This window comes from Paenibacillus phocaeensis (genome assembly GCF_900021165.1).
GTDB lineage: Bacteria > Bacillota > Bacilli > Paenibacillales > Paenibacillaceae > Fontibacillus > Fontibacillus phocaensis.
Window position 1 is genome coordinate 1 of the sequence record NZ_FCOQ01000035.1, and the last position, 16,758, is coordinate 16,758.

A 16,758-nucleotide genomic window follows, 5' to 3' on the forward strand; every position below is an offset into this window, starting at 1 on the left:
GCCCCGCCTTCGCGCGATCGCCGCGGCCTGCCCCTGCCCCGCCCGATGCGGCCCGCTCCCCCGGGGCATGGCGGGCAAAAGAAAAACGCGCCTCGCTTCGCGAAAGGCGCGTCCCCTCACTTATACATCTCCGCCCGCACCGCATCCGCCGCCTGCTGCTTCGCGTACACCCGTTTGGACAGGATCACGCTCAGCTCATAAAGCAGGACAAGCGGGATCAGCACCAGGAAGGCGGAGAAGAAGTCGGCCGGCGTAATCATCACCGACACGACGACCAGCGCGAAATACGCAACCCGGCGCATCTTCTTAAGCCGAAGCGGCGTCAGGATCCGCAGCTGCGTCAGGAACAAGATGACCAGCGGCAACTCGAACAACAACGAGATCGGCAGCACGATATTGGTCAGAAACTTGAAATAGTCAGCCATCCCGTAAGTCTCAACGAGCCCCAGTTCCTTGTTCAGCGAGCCGGTAAACGTCATGGCCAGCGGGAATACCACATAATACCCGAATGCTAGACCTGCCAGGAAAAAGACGAACACATAAGGAATATACCTCGCGGTCGCTTTGCGTTCCTGAGCCTTCAGGCCGGGGCTGACGAACGCCCACACTTGGTAGAGCGTAAAAGGCAGCGTGATTCCAAGCGCCACCAACATGGCGATCTTCATATAGACGCCCACGCCATCCCAAAACGAAAAAGCGTTCAATTCAATGGTTACGCCGGAAAGCGCATTTTTCGTCAAATAATGATAGATCGGATCGACGACGAAGAAGGCCGCCACCAGCACGATGACGAACACCGCGCAGACAGCGAACAGGCGCCGCCGCAGCTCCGTCAAATGATCCACGAGACTTTGTGCATTGTCTTTCTCCGACATCGCATGTTCTCCTTTCCCTGCCGGGCTTCCGTCCAATCTCAAACAAAATCCCTCCGCGAAGGAAGGGATCAAGGTTTCGCCTATGCAATGGGCTCTGCCGCTTCCGGTTATTCGGGAAGACGGCGGTCTTCCGGTTTGGAGCTCTCTACAGCTTGCGGTTGCGGTGCGGCTTCCGTTCTTCTGACTTCCGGTGAATCGTCCACGATATCCCGGGTCGCCTCTTTAAATTCACGGAACGTGCGGCCAACCGCCCGCCCCAGATCAGGTAATTTATTCGGACCAAACAGCAGCAACGCCGCGATGACGATCAACAAAAATCCGCCTGCGCTCATGGTTGATTCTCCTTTCGTTACGGCAACTAAATAGGCAATAATACGTGGAACCGTTAACTACACTCGCCCACATCATACCATAACGAATATCACAGTTACAGTCTATTTATTTGACAACTTCACAAAGAAAGAGAAAATAAGGCCCGAAAGAACGAATACCACAAATTATAAACGGAATTGCCCCGTAACCATCAATAACGCTTCCGGCAGCTGATCCATAATCGCCGCTAGATTTTCATGAACGCCCTTGGGCGTTCCCGGCAAATTCACGATCAGCGTACGCCCGCGAATGCCGACGATTCCCCGAAACAGCATCGCTGCAGGGTTCTTCTGCATCAATCGGTATCGCATCGCCTCCGCCATCCCCGGCACTTCGCGTTCGATGACTCGCCGGGTGGCTTCCGGCGTCACATCGCGAATCGCCAGCTCCGTCCCCCCCGTCGTAAGCACGAGGTCAGCGTGAAAATAATCCGTCATCTCAATTAATGCAGCGATAATTTCATCCGGTTCATCGGGGACGATCCGATATTCCACAATCTCGCCGCCCAGTTCCTCCTCCACCAGCTCACGGATTACTTGGGCGCTTGTATCTTCCCGTTCTCCCCTGGCTCCCTTGTCGCTGGCGGTAAGGATCGCTGTTTTCCAAACCATGAAGTCACCCTCCTCATCCATATAGGAACTCCCTTCCGGAGTCCAACGTTATGCCGGATCATGTCGATTCATGCTGAATTTTAATGGCAAATGGCTTACTTTATCTATATCAAAATCCAGTACCCGCCGCAATGTCACGAACGCACGTAATCCCCGCTTTTGCCGCCCGACTTCGACCGCAGCAGCGTCGGGCCGATGATCATGTCCTTCTGCAGCGCCTTGCACATGTCATACACGGTCAGCGCTGCGGCGGATACCGCAGTGAGCGCCTCCATTTCCACGCCGGTTTTGCCTTCCGTTTTCACCGTTGCTTCAATATACAGCTCGTCCCGGCCATTGTCACCAAACGTGATGTTGACGCCGGTCAGCGCTAACGGATGACACATCGGAATCCAGTCGGACGTCCGTTTAGCCCCTTGAATTCCTGCAACCTGGGCCACGGCAAGCACATCGCCTTTGCCAACCCGCCCTTCCTTGATCGCCTCGAGGGTCGATGGAAGCATGGAGAGCTTCGTCTCCGCTACGGCTACACGAACGGTTGCCGATTTCCCGGAAATGTCCACCATCCGGGCGCGGCCTTGTTCATTAAAATGCGTCATTCCTTGACCCGATTCCGAGTTTGCCAAGCTTATCACTACTTTCTTTCATATATATAATCCCTTTTGCCGTAAACAGCAGGTCCAGCCGGACATCATGCGGCTCCATCGGAATCGCCTCCCGCAGGATCAACTCCTCCAGAGCAAGCGCCCCCAGAACGACCCGGCGGGTGCCGCCGCTGCGGCGGGCTAATTCATCGATCAAACGATCATAATACCCTGCACCAAATCCAATGCGTCCCCCTTGCAGGTCAAAAGCCAGCCCCGGCACGACGATGACGTCGAGCTCGGGATAGCGCTCGGGCGGCCAGACCGGCGTATGCTCCGCCGGCTCCGGGATCCCCCAGGCGCCGGGTGCAAGGTCTGCCATTCCGGACAGCTCATGCAATGCCAGGCGGCGACGGGCTCCGATCTTCGGTGCGAGCAGCCGATCCCCCTGGTTCAGGCAGCTTGTCAGCAGCGGCCAAGTATCCGGTTCATCCCGGAACGAAACGTAGCAGAACAGGTTCAGCTTCCCGCCGCGCAGGGAACGCAGGGGCCGCAGCACCTCGCGTTCCGCCGCCCGGCTGGCCGCCAGCGACTGCTCCGTTCGGGCGGACTCCGGAATTTGAGCGCGCACCTTCAGCATCTGCTGGCGCAGCTCCTTCTTGGCATCCGCAAATTCCATCCCATCCTCCCCTTCGTTCCGTCCCGGGTCGCCGGGGTTTCATCCGAAGAACGGAGGGCCCGGCTCATCTCCTCCTTAGTGTATCATTGTTGCATGAAAATGAAAACCAAAGCACCCGGCTTGCAAAGCGCGGTCTTCCAAGCATTCAGCGATGCAATTCGGCCGGGTTTCATGTACACTGAAAGTACGAGAAACAACGAACTCATCGTTCATGATGAACAGAATGCAAATTTTTTTCTTGGAGGATCGAATCGGTTATGCTGCTTCAAGCTTCGAACATTACGAAATTATACGGCGTGACCCCTGTGCTGGAGGGGATCAACTTACAGGTGCTCGAACGGGACCGCATCGGTCTCGTGGGCGTTAACGGCGCGGGGAAATCGACGTTTTTACAAATCTTAGCCGGCGAACTGTCTTACGACGGAGGGCAAATTTTCAAAGCCAAAGAGACAACGATCGGTTATCTCGCACAAAACAGCGGACTGCAATCGGACCGCACCATCTGGGAAGAGATGCTGGCCGTGTTCGCCCCGTTGATCGAAACGGAACGGGAGCTGCGCCGGATGGAGGAGCAGATCGCTGATCCGGAGCTGGCCCGGAACGAGAAGGCGCATCAGGAGCTGCTCGACCGCTATGCGCTGAAATCCGACTGGTTCAAGGACCACGGCGGTTATGAAATGGAAACCCGCATCCGGATGGTGCTGCACGGCATGGGCTTCGGGGATTTTGCGCCAGACACCCCGATTGCCACGCTCAGCGGCGGCCAGAAGACCCGGCTTGCACTCGCCCGCATTTTGCTGCAGGCACCGGACCTGCTGATGCTGGACGAACCCACAAACCACCTTGATATCGAAACGTTGACCTGGCTCGAGGACTATTTGCGCAATTATTCCGGGGCCTTGCTGGTCGTCTCGCATGACCGCTATTTCCTGGACCGGCTTGTCACGGCGATCGTGGAGATCGAACGCCATCAGTCGCGCCGCTATACGGGGAACTACAGCCGATTCATCGAGCTGAAGGCGGCGGAATACGAAAGTCAATTGAAGCAATACGAGAAACAACAGGATGAAATCGCCCGGATGGAGGCGTTCATTCAGAAGAACATCGTTCGGGCGTCCACGACGAAGCGAGCGCAGAGCCGGCGCAAAGCACTGGAGAAAATGGAGGTCCTGGACCGGCCGCTCGGCGACTTGAAACGGGCGACTTTCTCCTTCGAGGCCGAAGTGATGACCGGCAAAGAAGTCCTTCATGTTAACGGCCTTTCTTACACGTTTGCGGACAAACCCAAACCGTTATTCCAGGACGTCAACTTCGATCTGTACCGCGGCGAAACGGTAGCCTTGATCGGCCCTAACGGGATTGGCAAATCCACCTTGCTGAAAATGCTGACTGGCGATTTGCGCCCGTCGGAAGGAACCATCAGTTGGGGAGCCAAGGTCAAGGTGGGTTATTATGACCAGGAGCAAACGCATCTAAATCCGGCAAACACCGTGCTCGAGGAAGTCTGGGGCGCGTTCCCCCACATCGAAGAAGCGCGGATCCGCAGCGTGCTGGGCAATTTCCTGTTCAGCGGTGAGGACGTGCTCAAGAAGGTTGCGGCGTTAAGCGGCGGAGAGAAAGCCCGGGTTGCCCTGGCCAAGCTGATGTTGCAGAAGGCCAATGTGCTGATTCTGGACGAACCGACTAACCATCTGGACCTGTTCAGCAAAGAAGTGTTGGAATCCGCCTTGATCGAATACGACGGAACCCTGCTTTTCATTTCCCATGACCGTTACTTCTTGAACAAGATGGCGGAGCGGATCGTTGAACTGCATCCGTACGGTGCGGAACATTTCCTGGGTAATTATGACGATTATTTGGCGAAAAAGCAGGAACTTGCCGAACTCGCGGCCGAACAGGCAAATGCCGGAGCAGGGAAAACATCCGCAAGCGCAGCAGGCAAGCCGCCTGAGCCGGAGGCCACGGCAACCGCCAAGACCGGCGCCGCTTCCTATGAAGCCGATAAACAGGCCAAACGGGAAGAACGGAATCGCCAACGCCGGATGGAACAGCTGGAGGAGGTGATCTCCACGCTCGAAGACGAAATCGCCCAACTGGAAACCGAACTGACGCTGCCTGAAGTATACCAGGACTATACCGCGGTTCAGGAGCGGCAGGACGGGATTGACCAGCGGAAAGAACAGTTATCCACCGCCTACGAGGAGTGGGAATCCCTGGCAGAAGGATCTAGTTCATAAAATATTTTGGAACTTTCCATCTTTTTTTCGCCCAGGTTATACACAACTTTATCCCCAAAATACAGACTCGAATCGACCAAAAAACGGCCCGTTGGGCCGTTTTTTCATGGGGATATCGTCGTTTTTTGTCATAATCTCGTTTTATCCACCAACTTATTCACATTATCCACAGTTTTCTGAAAACCAGGTGCCTGTTTTTCTCCACCTTGCTGAACAAGTTGGCACACAAGCTTTCATCTGTTTTTCACAAGGATAGCCAACAAGCTGTGGATAACCTTGTCCACAACTTGACAAATCTTTCGTCTTAAGTCCCACTCCTTAACCTGCTCCCAGGTGTTGATTCTCCTCGCAAGAAATCGCCCAGGTCCGAAGCTCATAGTTCTCCGCTCCCGATTTCACGAACGGATCCCGCTCTGCAATTTCCCTCGCTTCCTCCAGACTGCCCGATTGAATGATGACCATTCCGCCCTTGTAATCGATAAACGGCCCGCACATCACAAGCTGTCCGTTTCGGTCCAATTCTCTCAAATGAGCAACGTGTTCGCGGATTAACTCCCCATCCAAGCGCCGGCCCGGTTTTAAAGATAACAGGATCACATACCTCTGAAATTCCGCAAAAGATGGTGCTTCACTCATCGTAAATCCCTCCTTGATTTCGTCTGATACTTCTTTCCCATTTTTCTTCCATTTCGCACTGCCGTTTGCCAAGCGCGCCTGAAACCATTCGAAATGCCTATTGCCCTGCCCTTTTTAAAATCATTATGATCTCTATAGAACTGCGGCCAAACATGCAGAGGCCGTCAAATCATCCCCAAAAAGGAGAGAATGGCATGAAATTTGTCAAAGCCGCATCAATCGCCGTACTGAGCACCAGCCTCGTCTTTGTAGGAGGATGCCAAATGTTCGATTCATCCAAAGGCGCTACATCCACGGCTTCCTCTTTTACGGAATCCAAACTGCCCGGTGGGGGACTGGCCCTCCCGCAGAACGAACGAATCCACCTGTCCACCGATCAACAATGGATCGAAAAAGAAGGGCATTTATCCGACCTGATCCGCCTGCAGTGGACGGGGGAACGCGCCAAACCCGCGATCGCTTGGGCCGATGAGCAAGGAAAAGACAAAACGGCCATTATTTCGCATGATAAAGCCAACAATCCGGAACAACATGATCATAAGCATATTTCGATCGAGACGACGATGTCGCCAACCGGGGAGTACAAGGATCAGCTGTTTACCCGCCTGGAGATTCCTTACGATACCGATGTTGCCGAGATTCGTACCCACTCCTCCAATTTCAATGTCATGGACGGCCTTCTGCGGGTCGCCGCCGAAGGCAATCGGGATGTGCAGTTTGCCCGCACCGGCAAGGACAACGCCACCTCCCCGCTCTGGAGTCTGCGCGCCAACGGCGATGAGCTAAAGGGCGGCAATGCCGGAGCAGACTTCAACCTGATCCGTTACTCGGATGAAGGAGAAGCCATCGACAGTGCGCTGACGGTCAAACGGGACAATGGACAAGTCGGTGTCGGCACGAAGGATCCGCAAAGTGCACTGGATATCAACGGGGACGGCATCCGCATCCGCGAATCCCGCACGCCGGCTTCCTCCCATTCACCCGGGAATCCCGGAGACATCGCTTGGGATGAGAACTATGTATACGTTTGTGTCGCTAAGGACACCTGGAAACGGACCGCATTGTCCAGCTGGTAACCAAGAATCAATGATCGTCGGCCGTGATGCGGATTCCCTCATCCGCCTGAATTTCCGTTTTCACCCGCCCCTTGGCGTTGCTGCCTACAAATTTGATCCGATAGGTTCCGGGACGGACCTTCAGCTCCATCTTGCCCTCGCTGGTTCCTTCGGCCAGCGTCGTCACTTGGAGATCCGGGCCGATGGCCACCAGCTTGAACCGGCCGCCGTCGATCTCCTGCTGATGAAGGAAGTTCACTTGGCCTTCGGTCGAGGTTTGAATGCGCCAGATCGTCTCCATCCCGTAGAAAGAAGAGAAGGAGACGGAGTTCGAGGCATTATTCGTGACCCCAACCCGTTTCACATAAGTAAAGGTGTCACCTTCCTTGGCGATCTCCGACTCATTGTCATAAAGCTGCTTTTGACGCTCCGTAGCCAGGCTGCAGCCGTTCAGGACAATCAGCAGCGTTGCCGTGCACAGCCAGACGAGAAACAGCCGGATTCCGCCGGGCAATCGGGCAGGAATCCCCGGCTTCATTTTACCTTCCATATCCCCCCTCCTATCCTAGGCAGCATCTGACGATTTTCGATAATAACCCGCAACGGAAGGCAGCACAGTCAGCGCCTGAATCGCCAACCCCCAAGCAGTGTAAACCAGATGCACTACCGACGAACCGCCCAAAATGTAGATTTGGACCGAAAGCCAGATGATTAATCCAAAGCCAATGTAAAGGGAAAAAGCCCAAGACCAATGCCGATCCTTAAATAGATTAAGCTTCTCTCCCCAACCCCAGCTCCATTTCCGTACCAGTCCACTCGTGACCGCCAGCGACAGTACGCCAAAAACGATCAGCAAAATCAATCCCGGAACCAAGTAATCCGGGAACAAAGCAACCTGCATCTGGTCTCTCGGCATCCCGAGCAAGCCGCCGGACGGATCCAGCACCAACGCGCCGCCACCGAACACGGCACCTATCCCCAACAAGCCCTGCAACCCAATCAATAGTCCGCAGGCCACGGGTCGTCCGATCGTTTTTGCCATTCCCCCACCCCTTTTTACGCATCTTGTTTGTGATTCAATTCACCCATTTACATAAAAAAAGAAGAGGAGACCTATTTCGGCTCATCTTCGTTGTTAGTGCTACTTTAACACAGGAAGCCCTAGTTGAAAACGCTGAAATGTCATACAGAGGGGGCGGCTTGAAAGAAGAGGAGATTCCCGAGTAGAATAGAACAAAACCTTCAAATTTTAAGAGAAAGGGGCCCGGCCGTATGAATCGCAAGGCGGTCCGCAGCATCACTGAACTGATTGGCGAGACCCCGGCTGTCAAATTAAACAAGCTGGTGTCCAAGCAAGAGGCCGACGTCTACGTCAAGCTGGAATTTGTCAACCCGAGCGGGAGCGTGAAGGATCGGGCCGCTGCCCACATGCTTGCGAAGGCAGAACAGGCGGGGCTGATCGCCCCGGGAGCCACGGTGATTGAGCCGACCAGCGGGAATACCGGGATCGGGTTGGCCATGAACGCTGCAGCTAAGGGCTATCGCGTGATTCTGGTCATGCCGGACAATATGACAAGCGAGCGAATCACCCTGCTGCAAGCGTATGGAGCCGAGGTCGTGCTGACGCCGGCCGCAGAACGCATGCCCGGAGCGATCGCCAAAGCCCGGGAGCTGCTGGATCAAATCCCCGGCAGCTTTATGCCCCAGCAGTTCCAGAACCCCGCCAACCCGGAAATTCACCGACTCACCACCGGACCGGAAATCGTGCGGCAAATGGAAGGCCGGCTGGACGGGTTCGTGGCTACGGCGGGCACGGGTGGAACGATTACGGGTACTGGCGAATATTTGCGTGAACAGATCCCGGGCATCACCATCACCGTCGTTGAACCGAAGGGCTCCCCGGTCCTCTCGGGCGGAGAACCCGGTCCGCACAAATTGGTGGGCACAAGCCCCGGCTTTATCCCGCCCGTACTGAATACCGCGGTTTATGACGAAATCGTACAGGTCAGCGATGAGGCTGCGCTGGGGACCATGCGGCGTTTGGCTGCGCTGGAGGGCCTGTTGGTCGGACCGTCGTCCGGGGCCTCAGTCTGGGCGGCCCTCCGTTTGGCCAGGCGGCTAGGCCCAGGCAAACGCGTATTATGCATCGCTCCGGACACCGGGGAGAGATACCTTAGCATGGGCATCTTCGACGAACCGCCAGGCGCAGAAGAATAGCAAAGGGATAAACGCAAGAGGAAAACTACTCTATTCGGAAAAGAGGAATGACACTATGCCCCAAATGATCGGAGGCATCTCCCATCTCGACAAGGCTGAACTGCAAGCCGTACTTCAGGATCCTGCCAGCGAAACCGTCGTCATCGACGTCCGCGAGCCGTTTGAATACGAAGCCGCACATATCCCCGGGGTTCCATTGATCCCGATGGGCGAAATCCCTGATCGGCTTGAGGAGCTCGACCCGGAGCAGGAATACGTATTTGTGTGCCGCAGCGGCTCGCGCAGCTACGAAGTGGCCCGTTATCTGCAGGCGCAGGGCTTCACGCGGGTTCACAATTTCCTCGGCGGCATGCTCGGCTGGGATCTCGAGGTCGAATCCGGGCTGGATGATGATTCATCCCAATAAGAACAAGACCCAGCGGAACATGCCCAAACTCAAAAACCGCCTTTTCACAAAGGCGGTTTTCTGATGATTAAGACTGTTGCATCAAACACGGTGGCGCTCCAGCCATCTCACCGCATAATCCACCAATTCCCGTTGGGGCATCAGCAGCGCGGTTGCCCCGGCAACCTGTCCTTGGTTAATCAAGCCCGTCTCCTGCGCAAAATCGGCGCCCAGCTGTTCGAAATCCTCCGAATCGTATTCAAGCTCGGTAAATTCCACCCACTGTCTTTCCCCATTCACCTGCATCGGTGCCTTAGCGGTGTACGTCTCCTTCTTCGCGTAGTTCGCCCGGCACTCCGCCAAATGCATCGACGTATTGTTTCCGTGACCAACCCCAAGCAGCAGGACATCCCCCCGCTGCTCGTAAATTCGCGCGAGCGGCGAGCGCTCGCCAAGTCCGAATTCCAGACCGTGATTTGCCGTAATAAGGTTCGCTTGCGGGCCTCTGGCCGCAAAAGACACCTGCGGATGTCCGCTGCGCACAGCGCCCTTCTGCTTGCGGAAGTTGTCCGGAATGACGCCCATGTAACATAACGGCGTCAGTTCGAGATCATAAGCCGGCATTTGCGCGCGAATCGTATCCCACCACGCCTTGGGCACCGGCGGATTCTGCCATCGGGCCGGATCTCCAACGTCGCCCGAATGCGTGGGCATGACCAAAGTGCCTTGCTCGCCCAGCGCGGCCTCCAAAGCCAGGACGACCGCCGCTGGACCGCCGCACACCCATTTCCCCAGAGCTTTAAACGAGGAGTGAACGAGCAGCGTCGAGCCTTCCCGGACGCCCAAAGCCTTCAAATCCGCCCGCAGCGTCTCCACCGTGTACAATTCCCCTTGAATTTCTTCTATCATCTATAACTCTCCTTGCCTTTCCTGCTCCGCAAACGACGACGGCAAGCCGTCCAGGCTTTTAGCGTTCTTCTGGCGGCGATATTCCACCAGGCCCGAATCGCCTTTATTTTCGGCCCATTTGACCAGGGTCTCCCGATCCCCCTCATAGCTGAACAGCGGGACGCCAAAACCGCAAGAAGTCTGGACGGCATAAATGGATACCAGAATGATCTGACGCGCTCCGATCAGCTTGGGAAACAGCCCTTCGAGCCGATCCCAATCCGCCGAGTCCGGGAGGATCACTCGGCCTTTGCCATAGAGGCGCAGGATCAACGGCTGCCCTTCAAAGGCAGCGAACATCACGGTGATCCGCCCGTTCTCCGCAAGATGAGCCGCCGTTTCATTGCCGCTGCCCGTCAGATCCAGATAAGCGACCTCGTTAGGCGAGAGGATTCGCAGCGCATCGTAGCCCTTTGGCGACAGATTGACATGCCCCTCCGCGCTTAACGGCGCGGAACCGACAAAAAAGAGATGCTGCCGGCGAATAAATGCTTCATGCTCCGGCAGCATTGCATCAAATAGTTTTCCCATTTCCTGCCCCTCCCCTAATGTAGAGCTTCCGAATAAATCGCCTAGCTTCTCTTGCGGCTGCTCCTCATCCCGTTCAGCAGCTGAACGTCGGTCGAAGTGACGAACTGTTGATATTCCGGCGAATCCATGCCATAAATCGCGATTTTCCCTTGTTCGTCATAATGCACGCCCCATCCGTACTTCTTGGGCAAAGCCGAAGCCCGCAGGCAGGGGTGCGATTTGCTGAACAGCTCCTCCCAGAGCTCCTGCCGCCGTTCCTGCACAACTTCCTCCGGGATCTGCTTATGGCGGATATGCACCCCAAAGAGCAGTTCTTCATGGTTGTACCGGTAAGGAGCCTGCGAGAGCAGCTCGTACTGAATAACGTGCGCAGGCTTCGCCGGTCTTGTCGATACCGGAACGATCCCACGGTCCGCAGGGCAATCCTCGGACACACGAATGAACGTATTTTTGTAGCTCACAACCCCGTCCCCCTTTCTTCTTTTCTTATTATACCTGAAGTCTTAAATTTTAAGAATATAACCGATGCGCCGGCGCCACCCCATTGTATTCGATATTTCGCATAAAAAACGGTGCCGAAGCCAAAAAAACCGAAATCTATTCGGTTTTTCATCTATATTGGGGGTTCACGTTCGCCCGATGGGCACATGAATATGAAATTTCATACTCATTTCGTAGATACCGCCGAAATCGTCTGATTGTATTCGATTTTTCGTGTACATTACCGCCGACTTGGGCCCAATCTTGAGACGACGGGACTCAAAAAAAACCGGCGGTGCATTCACCGCCGGAACCATTGCTTCCGATGCTTACGCCGGGTTCGGCTGTTGGCCGGCTTTGTTCTTGGCCAGCTTCAGGTAGCCCTGCACGTTCAGAATCTCGCTATTCTCTTCAAACCGCAGACGCATTGAGCCGGCCGCATCGATCAGATAAGACTTCAGCGCCGCGGCCCCACCGCCAAGCACGTAGAAGCATTCGATATCCGGGTACTTCTTCCACCGCTTGCGGATCAAGTCCACCAGCTTCTGCGCCGCCCGGCTGAAATACATGTCGACGATCGGACGAATGTCCGCCTGACCTTCGCCTACCCGCTGGATGACAAACTCGCGGTTGCGGATCCGCCCGATCAGCTTCGTGCGGCTCGGGAAGCGGTATCCGAACTGGTCTTCCACATCGCGGATAATCGAATCCAGATACGTCGCCAGCCCAAACTGCTCGCCCGTACTGAACTGATTATCGATATTCATCCGCTTCACGACCGGAAAATCGGTGGTCAAAGCGCCGATCTCACAAATGCCGATGCAGCCGTTATGCAGCTCTTCGTTCCGCACTTGCAGCGTATCGTTCGTCGCCAAATGGAACAAGGCCGCCGCCCCCTCCACCGACACGATCGTACGGCGAATGTTAAGGCGAACGGTTCGCCCGCGCAGCTCCGGAGTGGACAGGAACGTGACCTCGTGTTCCCCGGTCAGCCGCTCCTCGAAAGCCTGATGAAAAGCCACGTAAGTACGGACCGGAAGCCCGGTCCCGATTATGTATTCAGCCTCTTCAACCCCGGTTCCCGCCGTTGCATAGGCTTGTCCGGAAAGAGCCGCATAAGCGAGTGCCGTCAGCGCCACGACCAGAGACTGGTCGCTAGTGGCTTTGTTGTCCGTCTCCTCCAGCTCGGAGTTGTCCTGATCTTCCATGGCGAGCAGACCCACGAAATACCGCTGGTTATTTCTCTTTAACTTAGGGCTATAGACCCGAACATCCAACGCCTTCAGCGGAGAGTCCTCCTCTTGCAGCACATGTCTATCATATCCGGGAGAAACGATACTCGGAATAATGATCGGTCGTTGTGAACCGTCAACCACTACCTTAACGCTGTCGTTGCCAACGTCGATTCCGGCAATTCTGATCATAATAACCTCCTTACATATAGGAAAGAAGACACTTTTCCAATTATTTCTCATTTCGCTTCCCTTCGACAAATTCCTGCTTAAGGCGTGAAAATAGTTACAAATTTTTTTTGAATGAAAAAGGGATTTGCCACAATTTGCCGAAATAGTTGTATTGGCAGTAAAAAGGAATGACCTTGGTCCTACATAGTGACATGTTCAACTCAAGATGATCAGGAGGAAGTTATGAAGCTCAGATTCAAAAAAAACGTAAACCGGCGCTACACGCTGTTGATTGTGCCCGAAGGCACAAGTCCCGTGTTCCGCTTTAAATTCCGCTTCTTCTACTTATTGGCCATCCTGGTTGCTGCAGCCGTGCTGCTCACCTCCGTGTTGGTCTTATATGCCGTTAACCGCACCCATACGAGCCGGATCGGAACGCTTGAAGCCCAGCTGTCGGATTCGTCCGATCGATTTAAGAACACCGTCGTGAACAAAGAGCAGGAGATCGACCGGTTGTTAAATGAACTGATCGAGCTGTCGGAGAAATCGAAAACGATCGAATCGAAGATGAGCGAGCTCGAGCAGTTGGAAGCCGAGCTTCAAGCGATTACGGACGGGAGTTCAAGCAAAGCGAAGGACAAAACGGCGGCCCGGGGCACAAAGGCGGCGATGGATTCCCTCGCAACGGAAACGGAAGGCGGCGTCGGCGGAGAAGCGATCCCGCTTACCGAACAGGACGTGGTGCAGCTCGTTAAGGAAACGAAGGAGAGCATCACCAGTTCGCTGCAGGAAATGCCGGAATTGCAGCAACGGCTGGAGCAAACCAAAGTTTCCATCCAGGAGTACAAAGCGCTGATGGCCATCTTGCCGACCTTTTGGCCTACGGATTCCGTTAGGATCACATCCGACTACGGCGAACGGGAAGACCCGTTCAACGGGCGGTTGACCAGACATGCCGGCATGGATATCGGGGGGACCGTGGGCGATCCCGTTTATGCCGCAGCCAACGGCAAGGTCGTGGATACCGGATACACCAGCGCGCGCGGCAACTATATCACGATTTCCCATCCTTCGGGATTAAAAACGAACTATATGCATTTGAGCAAAATTTTGACGAAGGTTGGCGCGACCGTTAAACAAGGAGATACCATTGCCGAGCTGGGTTCCACCGGACGCAGCACCGGACCTCATCTGCACATTGAAGTCATCAAGAACGGCAGTACGGTCGACCCGGCCAATTACCTTAGAAAACCCGGAGAGGAAGAGTAATCATGAAATTAAGGAATAACGCAAAACCCGTCAAGCTGGATCCGAACACCACCGATACTTTGATCGGGGAAGGCAGTATTTTCGAAGGGAAAATCCGCTCGGACGCCGGCGTGCGCATCGAAGGGCAAATTACCGGCGACATCGAATGCGAAGGAGATGTGACAGTCGGGGAGAAAGGCGTAGTCCAATCCAACATTCTGGCCCGCAACATCATTATCGCCGGCACCGTCAACGGCAACGTGCATGCCAAGAACAAGCTGTCGATCACCTCCAAAGGCAAGCTGTACGGCAACATGGTCGCCTCTTCTCTCTCCATTGAGGAGGGTAGCATCTTCGAAGGCACCAGCAAGATGGGCGGTTCGGACAAGCCCAACAACACGGGATTGAAGGAAACGGCGGTTGCGGCTGAAGCCGAGGAGGCGCCGCCAGCCAAGAATGACGCCAAGCAGGATAACGATGCGGTGTATAAAACGTGGTGAATAAAGAAATCGGAAAGGCCGGACCATTGGTCCGGCCTTTTGGTTACGGCGTTCGCCTGCGATGGAGCGTTAGCTTGGGCTGACGGACCAGCCTTCCAGCGACAGCGAAGGCTCGGCTTTCAGCTCGAGATTGGAGAACTCGCCGCTCTTCCATTTCAAATAGGCGGCTGCGCCGATCATCGCCGCGTTATCGGTGCAGTACTTCAGCGGCGGGATCAGCAGCGCGATCCCTTCGCGCTCACAGCGCTCGGCCAGCGCCGTGCGCAAACCGCGATTGGCCGCCACGCCGCCGCAAAGCAGCAGTTGGCGGGCGCCGGTGGATTTGACGGCGCGGATCGCTTTTTCTACCAGCACTTCGATGACCGACTCTTGGAACCCGCGGGCAATCGCCGGCTGATAGCCGTCCTCGCCGCGCATTTTGTGCTGGTTCACCGCATTTAATACGGCCGATTTGAGTCCGCTTAGGCTGAAGTCGTAGGAATCCGGCTCCAGCCACGCCCGCGGCAACTCTTCCGCCTCCGCCGCCTCCGCCGCCAGCTTGTCCACAAAGGGGCCGCCGGGATAGGGGAAGCCTAGCGCCCGGGCCACCTTGTCGTAAGCCTCGCCGACGGCATCGTCGCGCGTCCGTCCGAGCAGTTGAAAGCTTCCCTCCCGCTCCATGAGTACCAATTCCGTATGGCCGCCCGAAACGACCAACGCCATGGACGGATACCGGATCTCCGCCTCCAGACGGTTCGCATAAATATGTCCGGCGATATGATGCACGCCGATTAGCGGCTTGTCCAGCGCAAAGGCGAGACTTTTCGCGGCCATAATCCCGACGAGCAGCGCGCCGACGAGACCCGGCCCTTCCGTCACGGCGATCGCCGACAGCGATTCCGGCGGAATCCCGGCTTCCTGCACCGCTTCCTCCAGCATCCGCGTAATGCTCTCAACATGCTTGCGCGAAGCGACCTCCGGCACAACGCCGCCAAACGCACGATGCGTTTCGATCTGGCTGGCGATGAGGTTGGACAGCACCTCCGTCCCGTTCTTCACCACGGCGGCCGAGGTTTCGTCGCAGCTCGTCTCCACCGCCAAAATATAAACATCCTGTTCTTGCTTTACCACAAACCTTCGCTTCCTTCCCCGGTTTCCGACTGCGATCTTGGCAGCTCGCACCACATTATGATTGCATCTTCATGATTATCGGAATAATACCCTTTGCGCACGCCCGCCGGGGCGAAGCCCATCTTCTCATACAACGCGCGGGCCACCGCATTGGACACCCGCACCTCCAGCGTCATCCGGACCATCCCCAACTCCACCGCCCATTCCATCATCCGGCGCAGCAGCTTCTCCCCCAGATGATGTCCGCGGTAAGCGGTTCGCACCGCGATGTTCGTGATGTGAGCTTCATCGAGGATCGTCCACATCCCAGCATACCCGATGGCTTGGCCCTGAGCCTCCATGATTTGATAACGGGCAAAATGATTATGCGTCAATTCGTTGCGAAACGCTTCCTCGCTCCACGGAAGTGAAAATGACTCATGTTCGATCACCATGACGTCCGGCAGATCCGCAAGCGTCATGTTGCGGAATACGATCTCTTGTTCCAGCTTCGCCGCCCCCTTGCCTACGCGTTCCGCAGCCGTTTGGCTTCGGCTTCGGCCAGCTGGGTATAATTCGGCTCCAGCGCATGGACGTCGTCCGCCGGCAGCCACGTGCGCGCTAGGCCGGCGATCCCCATCCATGCGCCTTCCAGCTCGTACGGCACGAGCTGGACGAGCTCGCCGAAGGCGGCGATCAGCGGCGCGATCGCCGCTTCGTGCTTCTCGGTCTCGCCCACGAACCAGAGGCGGGCCGGCCGTTCGTCCGGCGGCAGCTGCTCCAGCTGCCGCATCAGCTCGCCGGCCCACCCGTCCATGAGCCGGATCGCGTCGGGTTCGAGACGCTCCGGCCATCCGCCCGGCGCTGGCACGCCAAACAGCGCCGAATAGGCCTGGCCGCGCCGCGCG

20 protein-coding genes and 1 pseudogene are annotated in these 16,758 nt (G+C 56.0%); 6 read left to right on the forward strand and 15 right to left on the reverse strand.

All coding sequences use genetic code 11. The annotated features are described in order from the left end of the window. Nucleotides 1-116: 116 nt before the first annotated feature. From tatC to BN3795_RS23190, 5 genes are all read right to left on the reverse strand, one after another. A complete protein-coding gene (gene tatC / locus BN3795_RS23170) occupies nt 117-875 on the reverse strand; it encodes a twin-arginine translocase subunit TatC (protein WP_068787047.1) in 759 nt (252 codons plus the stop codon). Between the two features lie 107 nt (nt 876-982). Next, the gene (locus BN3795_RS23175) at nt 983-1,207 is read right to left on the reverse strand and encodes a twin-arginine translocase TatA/TatE family subunit (protein WP_068787048.1); all 225 of its coding nucleotides are present in this window, start codon (nt 1,205-1,207) and stop codon (nt 983-985) included. Between the two features lie 165 nt (nt 1,208-1,372). Beyond that, complete coding sequence (locus BN3795_RS23180; protein WP_009226288.1) at nt 1,373-1,858, reverse strand: MogA/MoaB family molybdenum cofactor biosynthesis protein; 486 nt, start codon at nt 1,856-1,858, stop codon at nt 1,373-1,375. Nucleotides 1,859-1,992: 134 nt separating this feature from the next. Further along, complete coding sequence (moaC, locus tag BN3795_RS23185; RefSeq protein WP_068787049.1) at nt 1,993-2,457, reverse strand: cyclic pyranopterin monophosphate synthase MoaC; 465 nt, start codon at nt 2,455-2,457, stop codon at nt 1,993-1,995. Beyond that, a complete protein-coding gene (locus tag BN3795_RS23190; protein WP_068787050.1) occupies nt 2,444-3,121 on the reverse strand; it encodes a 5-formyltetrahydrofolate cyclo-ligase in 678 nt (225 codons plus the stop codon). The genes moaC and BN3795_RS23190 overlap by 14 nt, the downstream gene beginning before the upstream one ends. Before the next feature lie 257 nt (nt 3,122-3,378). Between BN3795_RS23190 and BN3795_RS23195 the strand changes: the two genes are divergently transcribed. Further along, the gene (locus tag BN3795_RS23195) at nt 3,379-5,358 is read left to right on the forward strand and encodes an ABC-F family ATP-binding cassette domain-containing protein (protein ID WP_068787051.1); all 1,980 of its coding nucleotides are present in this window, start codon (nt 3,379-3,381) and stop codon (nt 5,356-5,358) included. Nucleotides 5,359-5,676: 318 nt separating this feature from the next. Here BN3795_RS23195 and BN3795_RS23200 read toward each other — a convergent pair whose 3' ends face one another. Further along, the gene (locus BN3795_RS23200; RefSeq protein ID WP_110945337.1) at nt 5,677-5,994 is read right to left on the reverse strand and encodes a YciI family protein; all 318 of its coding nucleotides are present in this window, start codon (nt 5,992-5,994) and stop codon (nt 5,677-5,679) included. A gap of 194 nt (nt 5,995-6,188) precedes the next feature. Here BN3795_RS23200 and BN3795_RS23205 point away from each other — a divergent pair, with 194 nt between their 5' ends. Continuing rightward, nucleotides 6,189-7,070, forward strand: coding sequence for a hypothetical protein (locus BN3795_RS23205; protein WP_068787052.1), 882 nt, complete (start codon nt 6,189-6,191; stop codon nt 7,068-7,070). Between the two features lie 7 nt (nt 7,071-7,077). Here BN3795_RS23205 and BN3795_RS23210 read toward each other — a convergent pair whose 3' ends face one another. Further along, nucleotides 7,078-7,599: a hypothetical protein gene (locus BN3795_RS23210; protein ID WP_068787053.1), complete on the reverse strand. Its 522-nt coding sequence runs from the start codon at nt 7,597-7,599 to the stop codon at nt 7,078-7,080. A 15-nt stretch (nt 7,600-7,614) separates the two neighbouring features. Then, nucleotides 7,615-8,091: a hypothetical protein gene (locus BN3795_RS23215; RefSeq protein ID WP_068787054.1), complete on the reverse strand. Its 477-nt coding sequence runs from the start codon at nt 8,089-8,091 to the stop codon at nt 7,615-7,617. 230 nt (nt 8,092-8,321) lie between these two features. Between BN3795_RS23215 and cysK the strand changes: the two genes are divergently transcribed. Together cysK and BN3795_RS23225 are read left to right on the forward strand one after the other, a co-directional pair. Further along, complete coding sequence (gene cysK / locus BN3795_RS23220; protein WP_068787055.1) at nt 8,322-9,266, forward strand: cysteine synthase A; 945 nt, start codon at nt 8,322-8,324, stop codon at nt 9,264-9,266. A gap of 55 nt (nt 9,267-9,321) precedes the next feature. After that, nucleotides 9,322-9,672, forward strand: a complete 351-nt coding sequence (locus BN3795_RS23225; RefSeq protein WP_068787056.1) for a rhodanese-like domain-containing protein — start codon at nt 9,322-9,324, stop codon at nt 9,670-9,672. 81 nt (nt 9,673-9,753) lie between these two features. Here BN3795_RS23225 and BN3795_RS23230 read toward each other — a convergent pair whose 3' ends face one another. The 4 genes from BN3795_RS23230 to BN3795_RS23245 form a co-directional block, all read right to left on the reverse strand. Continuing rightward, nucleotides 9,754-10,560, reverse strand: coding sequence for an aminoglycoside N(3)-acetyltransferase (locus BN3795_RS23230; RefSeq protein WP_068787057.1), 807 nt, complete (start codon nt 10,558-10,560; stop codon nt 9,754-9,756). After that, a complete protein-coding gene (locus BN3795_RS23235) occupies nt 10,561-11,130 on the reverse strand; it encodes a pyridoxamine 5'-phosphate oxidase family protein (protein ID WP_068787058.1) in 570 nt (189 codons plus the stop codon). Between the two features lie 41 nt (nt 11,131-11,171). Further along, complete coding sequence (locus BN3795_RS23240; protein ID WP_068787059.1) at nt 11,172-11,591, reverse strand: DUF6157 family protein; 420 nt, start codon at nt 11,589-11,591, stop codon at nt 11,172-11,174. 348 nt (nt 11,592-11,939) lie between these two features. Beyond that, entirely contained in the window at nt 11,940-13,034 is a 1,095-nt protein-coding gene (locus tag BN3795_RS23245; protein ID WP_110945338.1) for a ParM/StbA family protein, read from the reverse strand. Nucleotides 13,035-13,256: 222 nt separating this feature from the next. On the opposite strand from BN3795_RS23245, the gene BN3795_RS23250 reads away from it, so the two are divergent. Further along, the gene (locus BN3795_RS23250) at nt 13,257-14,282 is read left to right on the forward strand and encodes a M23 family metallopeptidase (RefSeq protein WP_068787061.1); all 1,026 of its coding nucleotides are present in this window, start codon (nt 13,257-13,259) and stop codon (nt 14,280-14,282) included. A gap of 2 nt (nt 14,283-14,284) precedes the next feature. Continuing rightward, nucleotides 14,285-14,761, forward strand: coding sequence for a bactofilin family protein (locus tag BN3795_RS23255; RefSeq protein ID WP_068787062.1), 477 nt, complete (start codon nt 14,285-14,287; stop codon nt 14,759-14,761). A gap of 69 nt (nt 14,762-14,830) precedes the next feature. Here BN3795_RS23255 and tsaD read toward each other — a convergent pair whose 3' ends face one another. The 3 genes and pseudogenes from tsaD to BN3795_RS23270 all read right to left on the reverse strand — a co-directional run. Further along, nucleotides 14,831-15,871, reverse strand: coding sequence for a tRNA (adenosine(37)-N6)-threonylcarbamoyltransferase complex transferase subunit TsaD (gene tsaD / locus BN3795_RS23260; RefSeq protein ID WP_068787063.1), 1,041 nt, complete (start codon nt 15,869-15,871; stop codon nt 14,831-14,833). Continuing rightward, entirely contained in the window at nt 15,865-16,332 is a 468-nt protein-coding gene (rimI, locus tag BN3795_RS23265) for a ribosomal protein S18-alanine N-acetyltransferase (protein ID WP_068787064.1), read from the reverse strand. The genes tsaD and rimI overlap by 7 nt, the downstream gene beginning before the upstream one ends. Before the next feature lie 44 nt (nt 16,333-16,376). After that, nucleotides 16,377-16,758: pseudogene (locus BN3795_RS23270) on the reverse strand (tRNA (adenosine(37)-N6)-threonylcarbamoyltransferase complex dimerization subunit type 1 TsaB); the annotation flags it as partial.

Bases quoted from the DNA above. Each gene is read 5' to 3' on its own strand.
- moaC (WP_068787049.1), bottom strand. From the start codon at position 2,457: ATGACGCATTTTAATGAACAAGGCCGCGCCCGGATGGTGGACATTTCC.
- BN3795_RS23180 (WP_009226288.1), bottom strand. From the start codon at position 1,858: ATGGTTTGGAAAACAGCGATCCTTACCGCCAGCGACAAGGGAGCCAGG.
- BN3795_RS23205 (WP_068787052.1), top strand. From the start codon at position 6,189: ATGAAATTTGTCAAAGCCGCATCAATCGCCGTACTGAGCACCAGCCTC.
- BN3795_RS23245 (WP_110945338.1), bottom strand. From the start codon at position 13,034: ATGATCAGAATTGCCGGAATCGACGTTGGCAACGACAGCGTTAAGGTA.
- BN3795_RS23215 (WP_068787054.1), bottom strand. From the start codon at position 8,091: ATGGCAAAAACGATCGGACGACCCGTGGCCTGCGGACTATTGATTGGG.
- BN3795_RS23195 (WP_068787051.1), top strand. From the start codon at position 3,379: ATGCTGCTTCAAGCTTCGAACATTACGAAATTATACGGCGTGACCCCT.
- BN3795_RS23200 (WP_110945337.1), bottom strand. From the start codon at position 5,994: ATGAGTGAAGCACCATCTTTTGCGGAATTTCAGAGGTATGTGATCCTG.
- cysK (WP_068787055.1), top strand. From the start codon at position 8,322: ATGAATCGCAAGGCGGTCCGCAGCATCACTGAACTGATTGGCGAGACC.
- BN3795_RS23225 (WP_068787056.1), top strand. From the start codon at position 9,322: ATGCCCCAAATGATCGGAGGCATCTCCCATCTCGACAAGGCTGAACTG.
- BN3795_RS23255 (WP_068787062.1), top strand. From the start codon at position 14,285: ATGAAATTAAGGAATAACGCAAAACCCGTCAAGCTGGATCCGAACACC.
- BN3795_RS23210 (WP_068787053.1), bottom strand. From the start codon at position 7,599: ATGGAAGGTAAAATGAAGCCGGGGATTCCTGCCCGATTGCCCGGCGGA.
- BN3795_RS23235 (WP_068787058.1), bottom strand. From the start codon at position 11,130: ATGGGAAAACTATTTGATGCAATGCTGCCGGAGCATGAAGCATTTATT.
- BN3795_RS23230 (WP_068787057.1), bottom strand. From the start codon at position 10,560: ATGATAGAAGAAATTCAAGGGGAATTGTACACGGTGGAGACGCTGCGG.
- tatC (WP_068787047.1), bottom strand. From the start codon at position 875: ATGTCGGAGAAAGACAATGCACAAAGTCTCGTGGATCATTTGACGGAG.
- BN3795_RS23250 (WP_068787061.1), top strand. From the start codon at position 13,257: ATGAAGCTCAGATTCAAAAAAAACGTAAACCGGCGCTACACGCTGTTG.
- BN3795_RS23190 (WP_068787050.1), bottom strand. From the start codon at position 3,121: ATGGAATTTGCGGATGCCAAGAAGGAGCTGCGCCAGCAGATGCTGAAG.
- BN3795_RS23175 (WP_068787048.1), bottom strand. From the start codon at position 1,207: ATGAGCGCAGGCGGATTTTTGTTGATCGTCATCGCGGCGTTGCTGCTG.
- rimI (WP_068787064.1), bottom strand. From the start codon at position 16,332: ATGACGCTTGCGGATCTGCCGGACGTCATGGTGATCGAACATGAGTCA.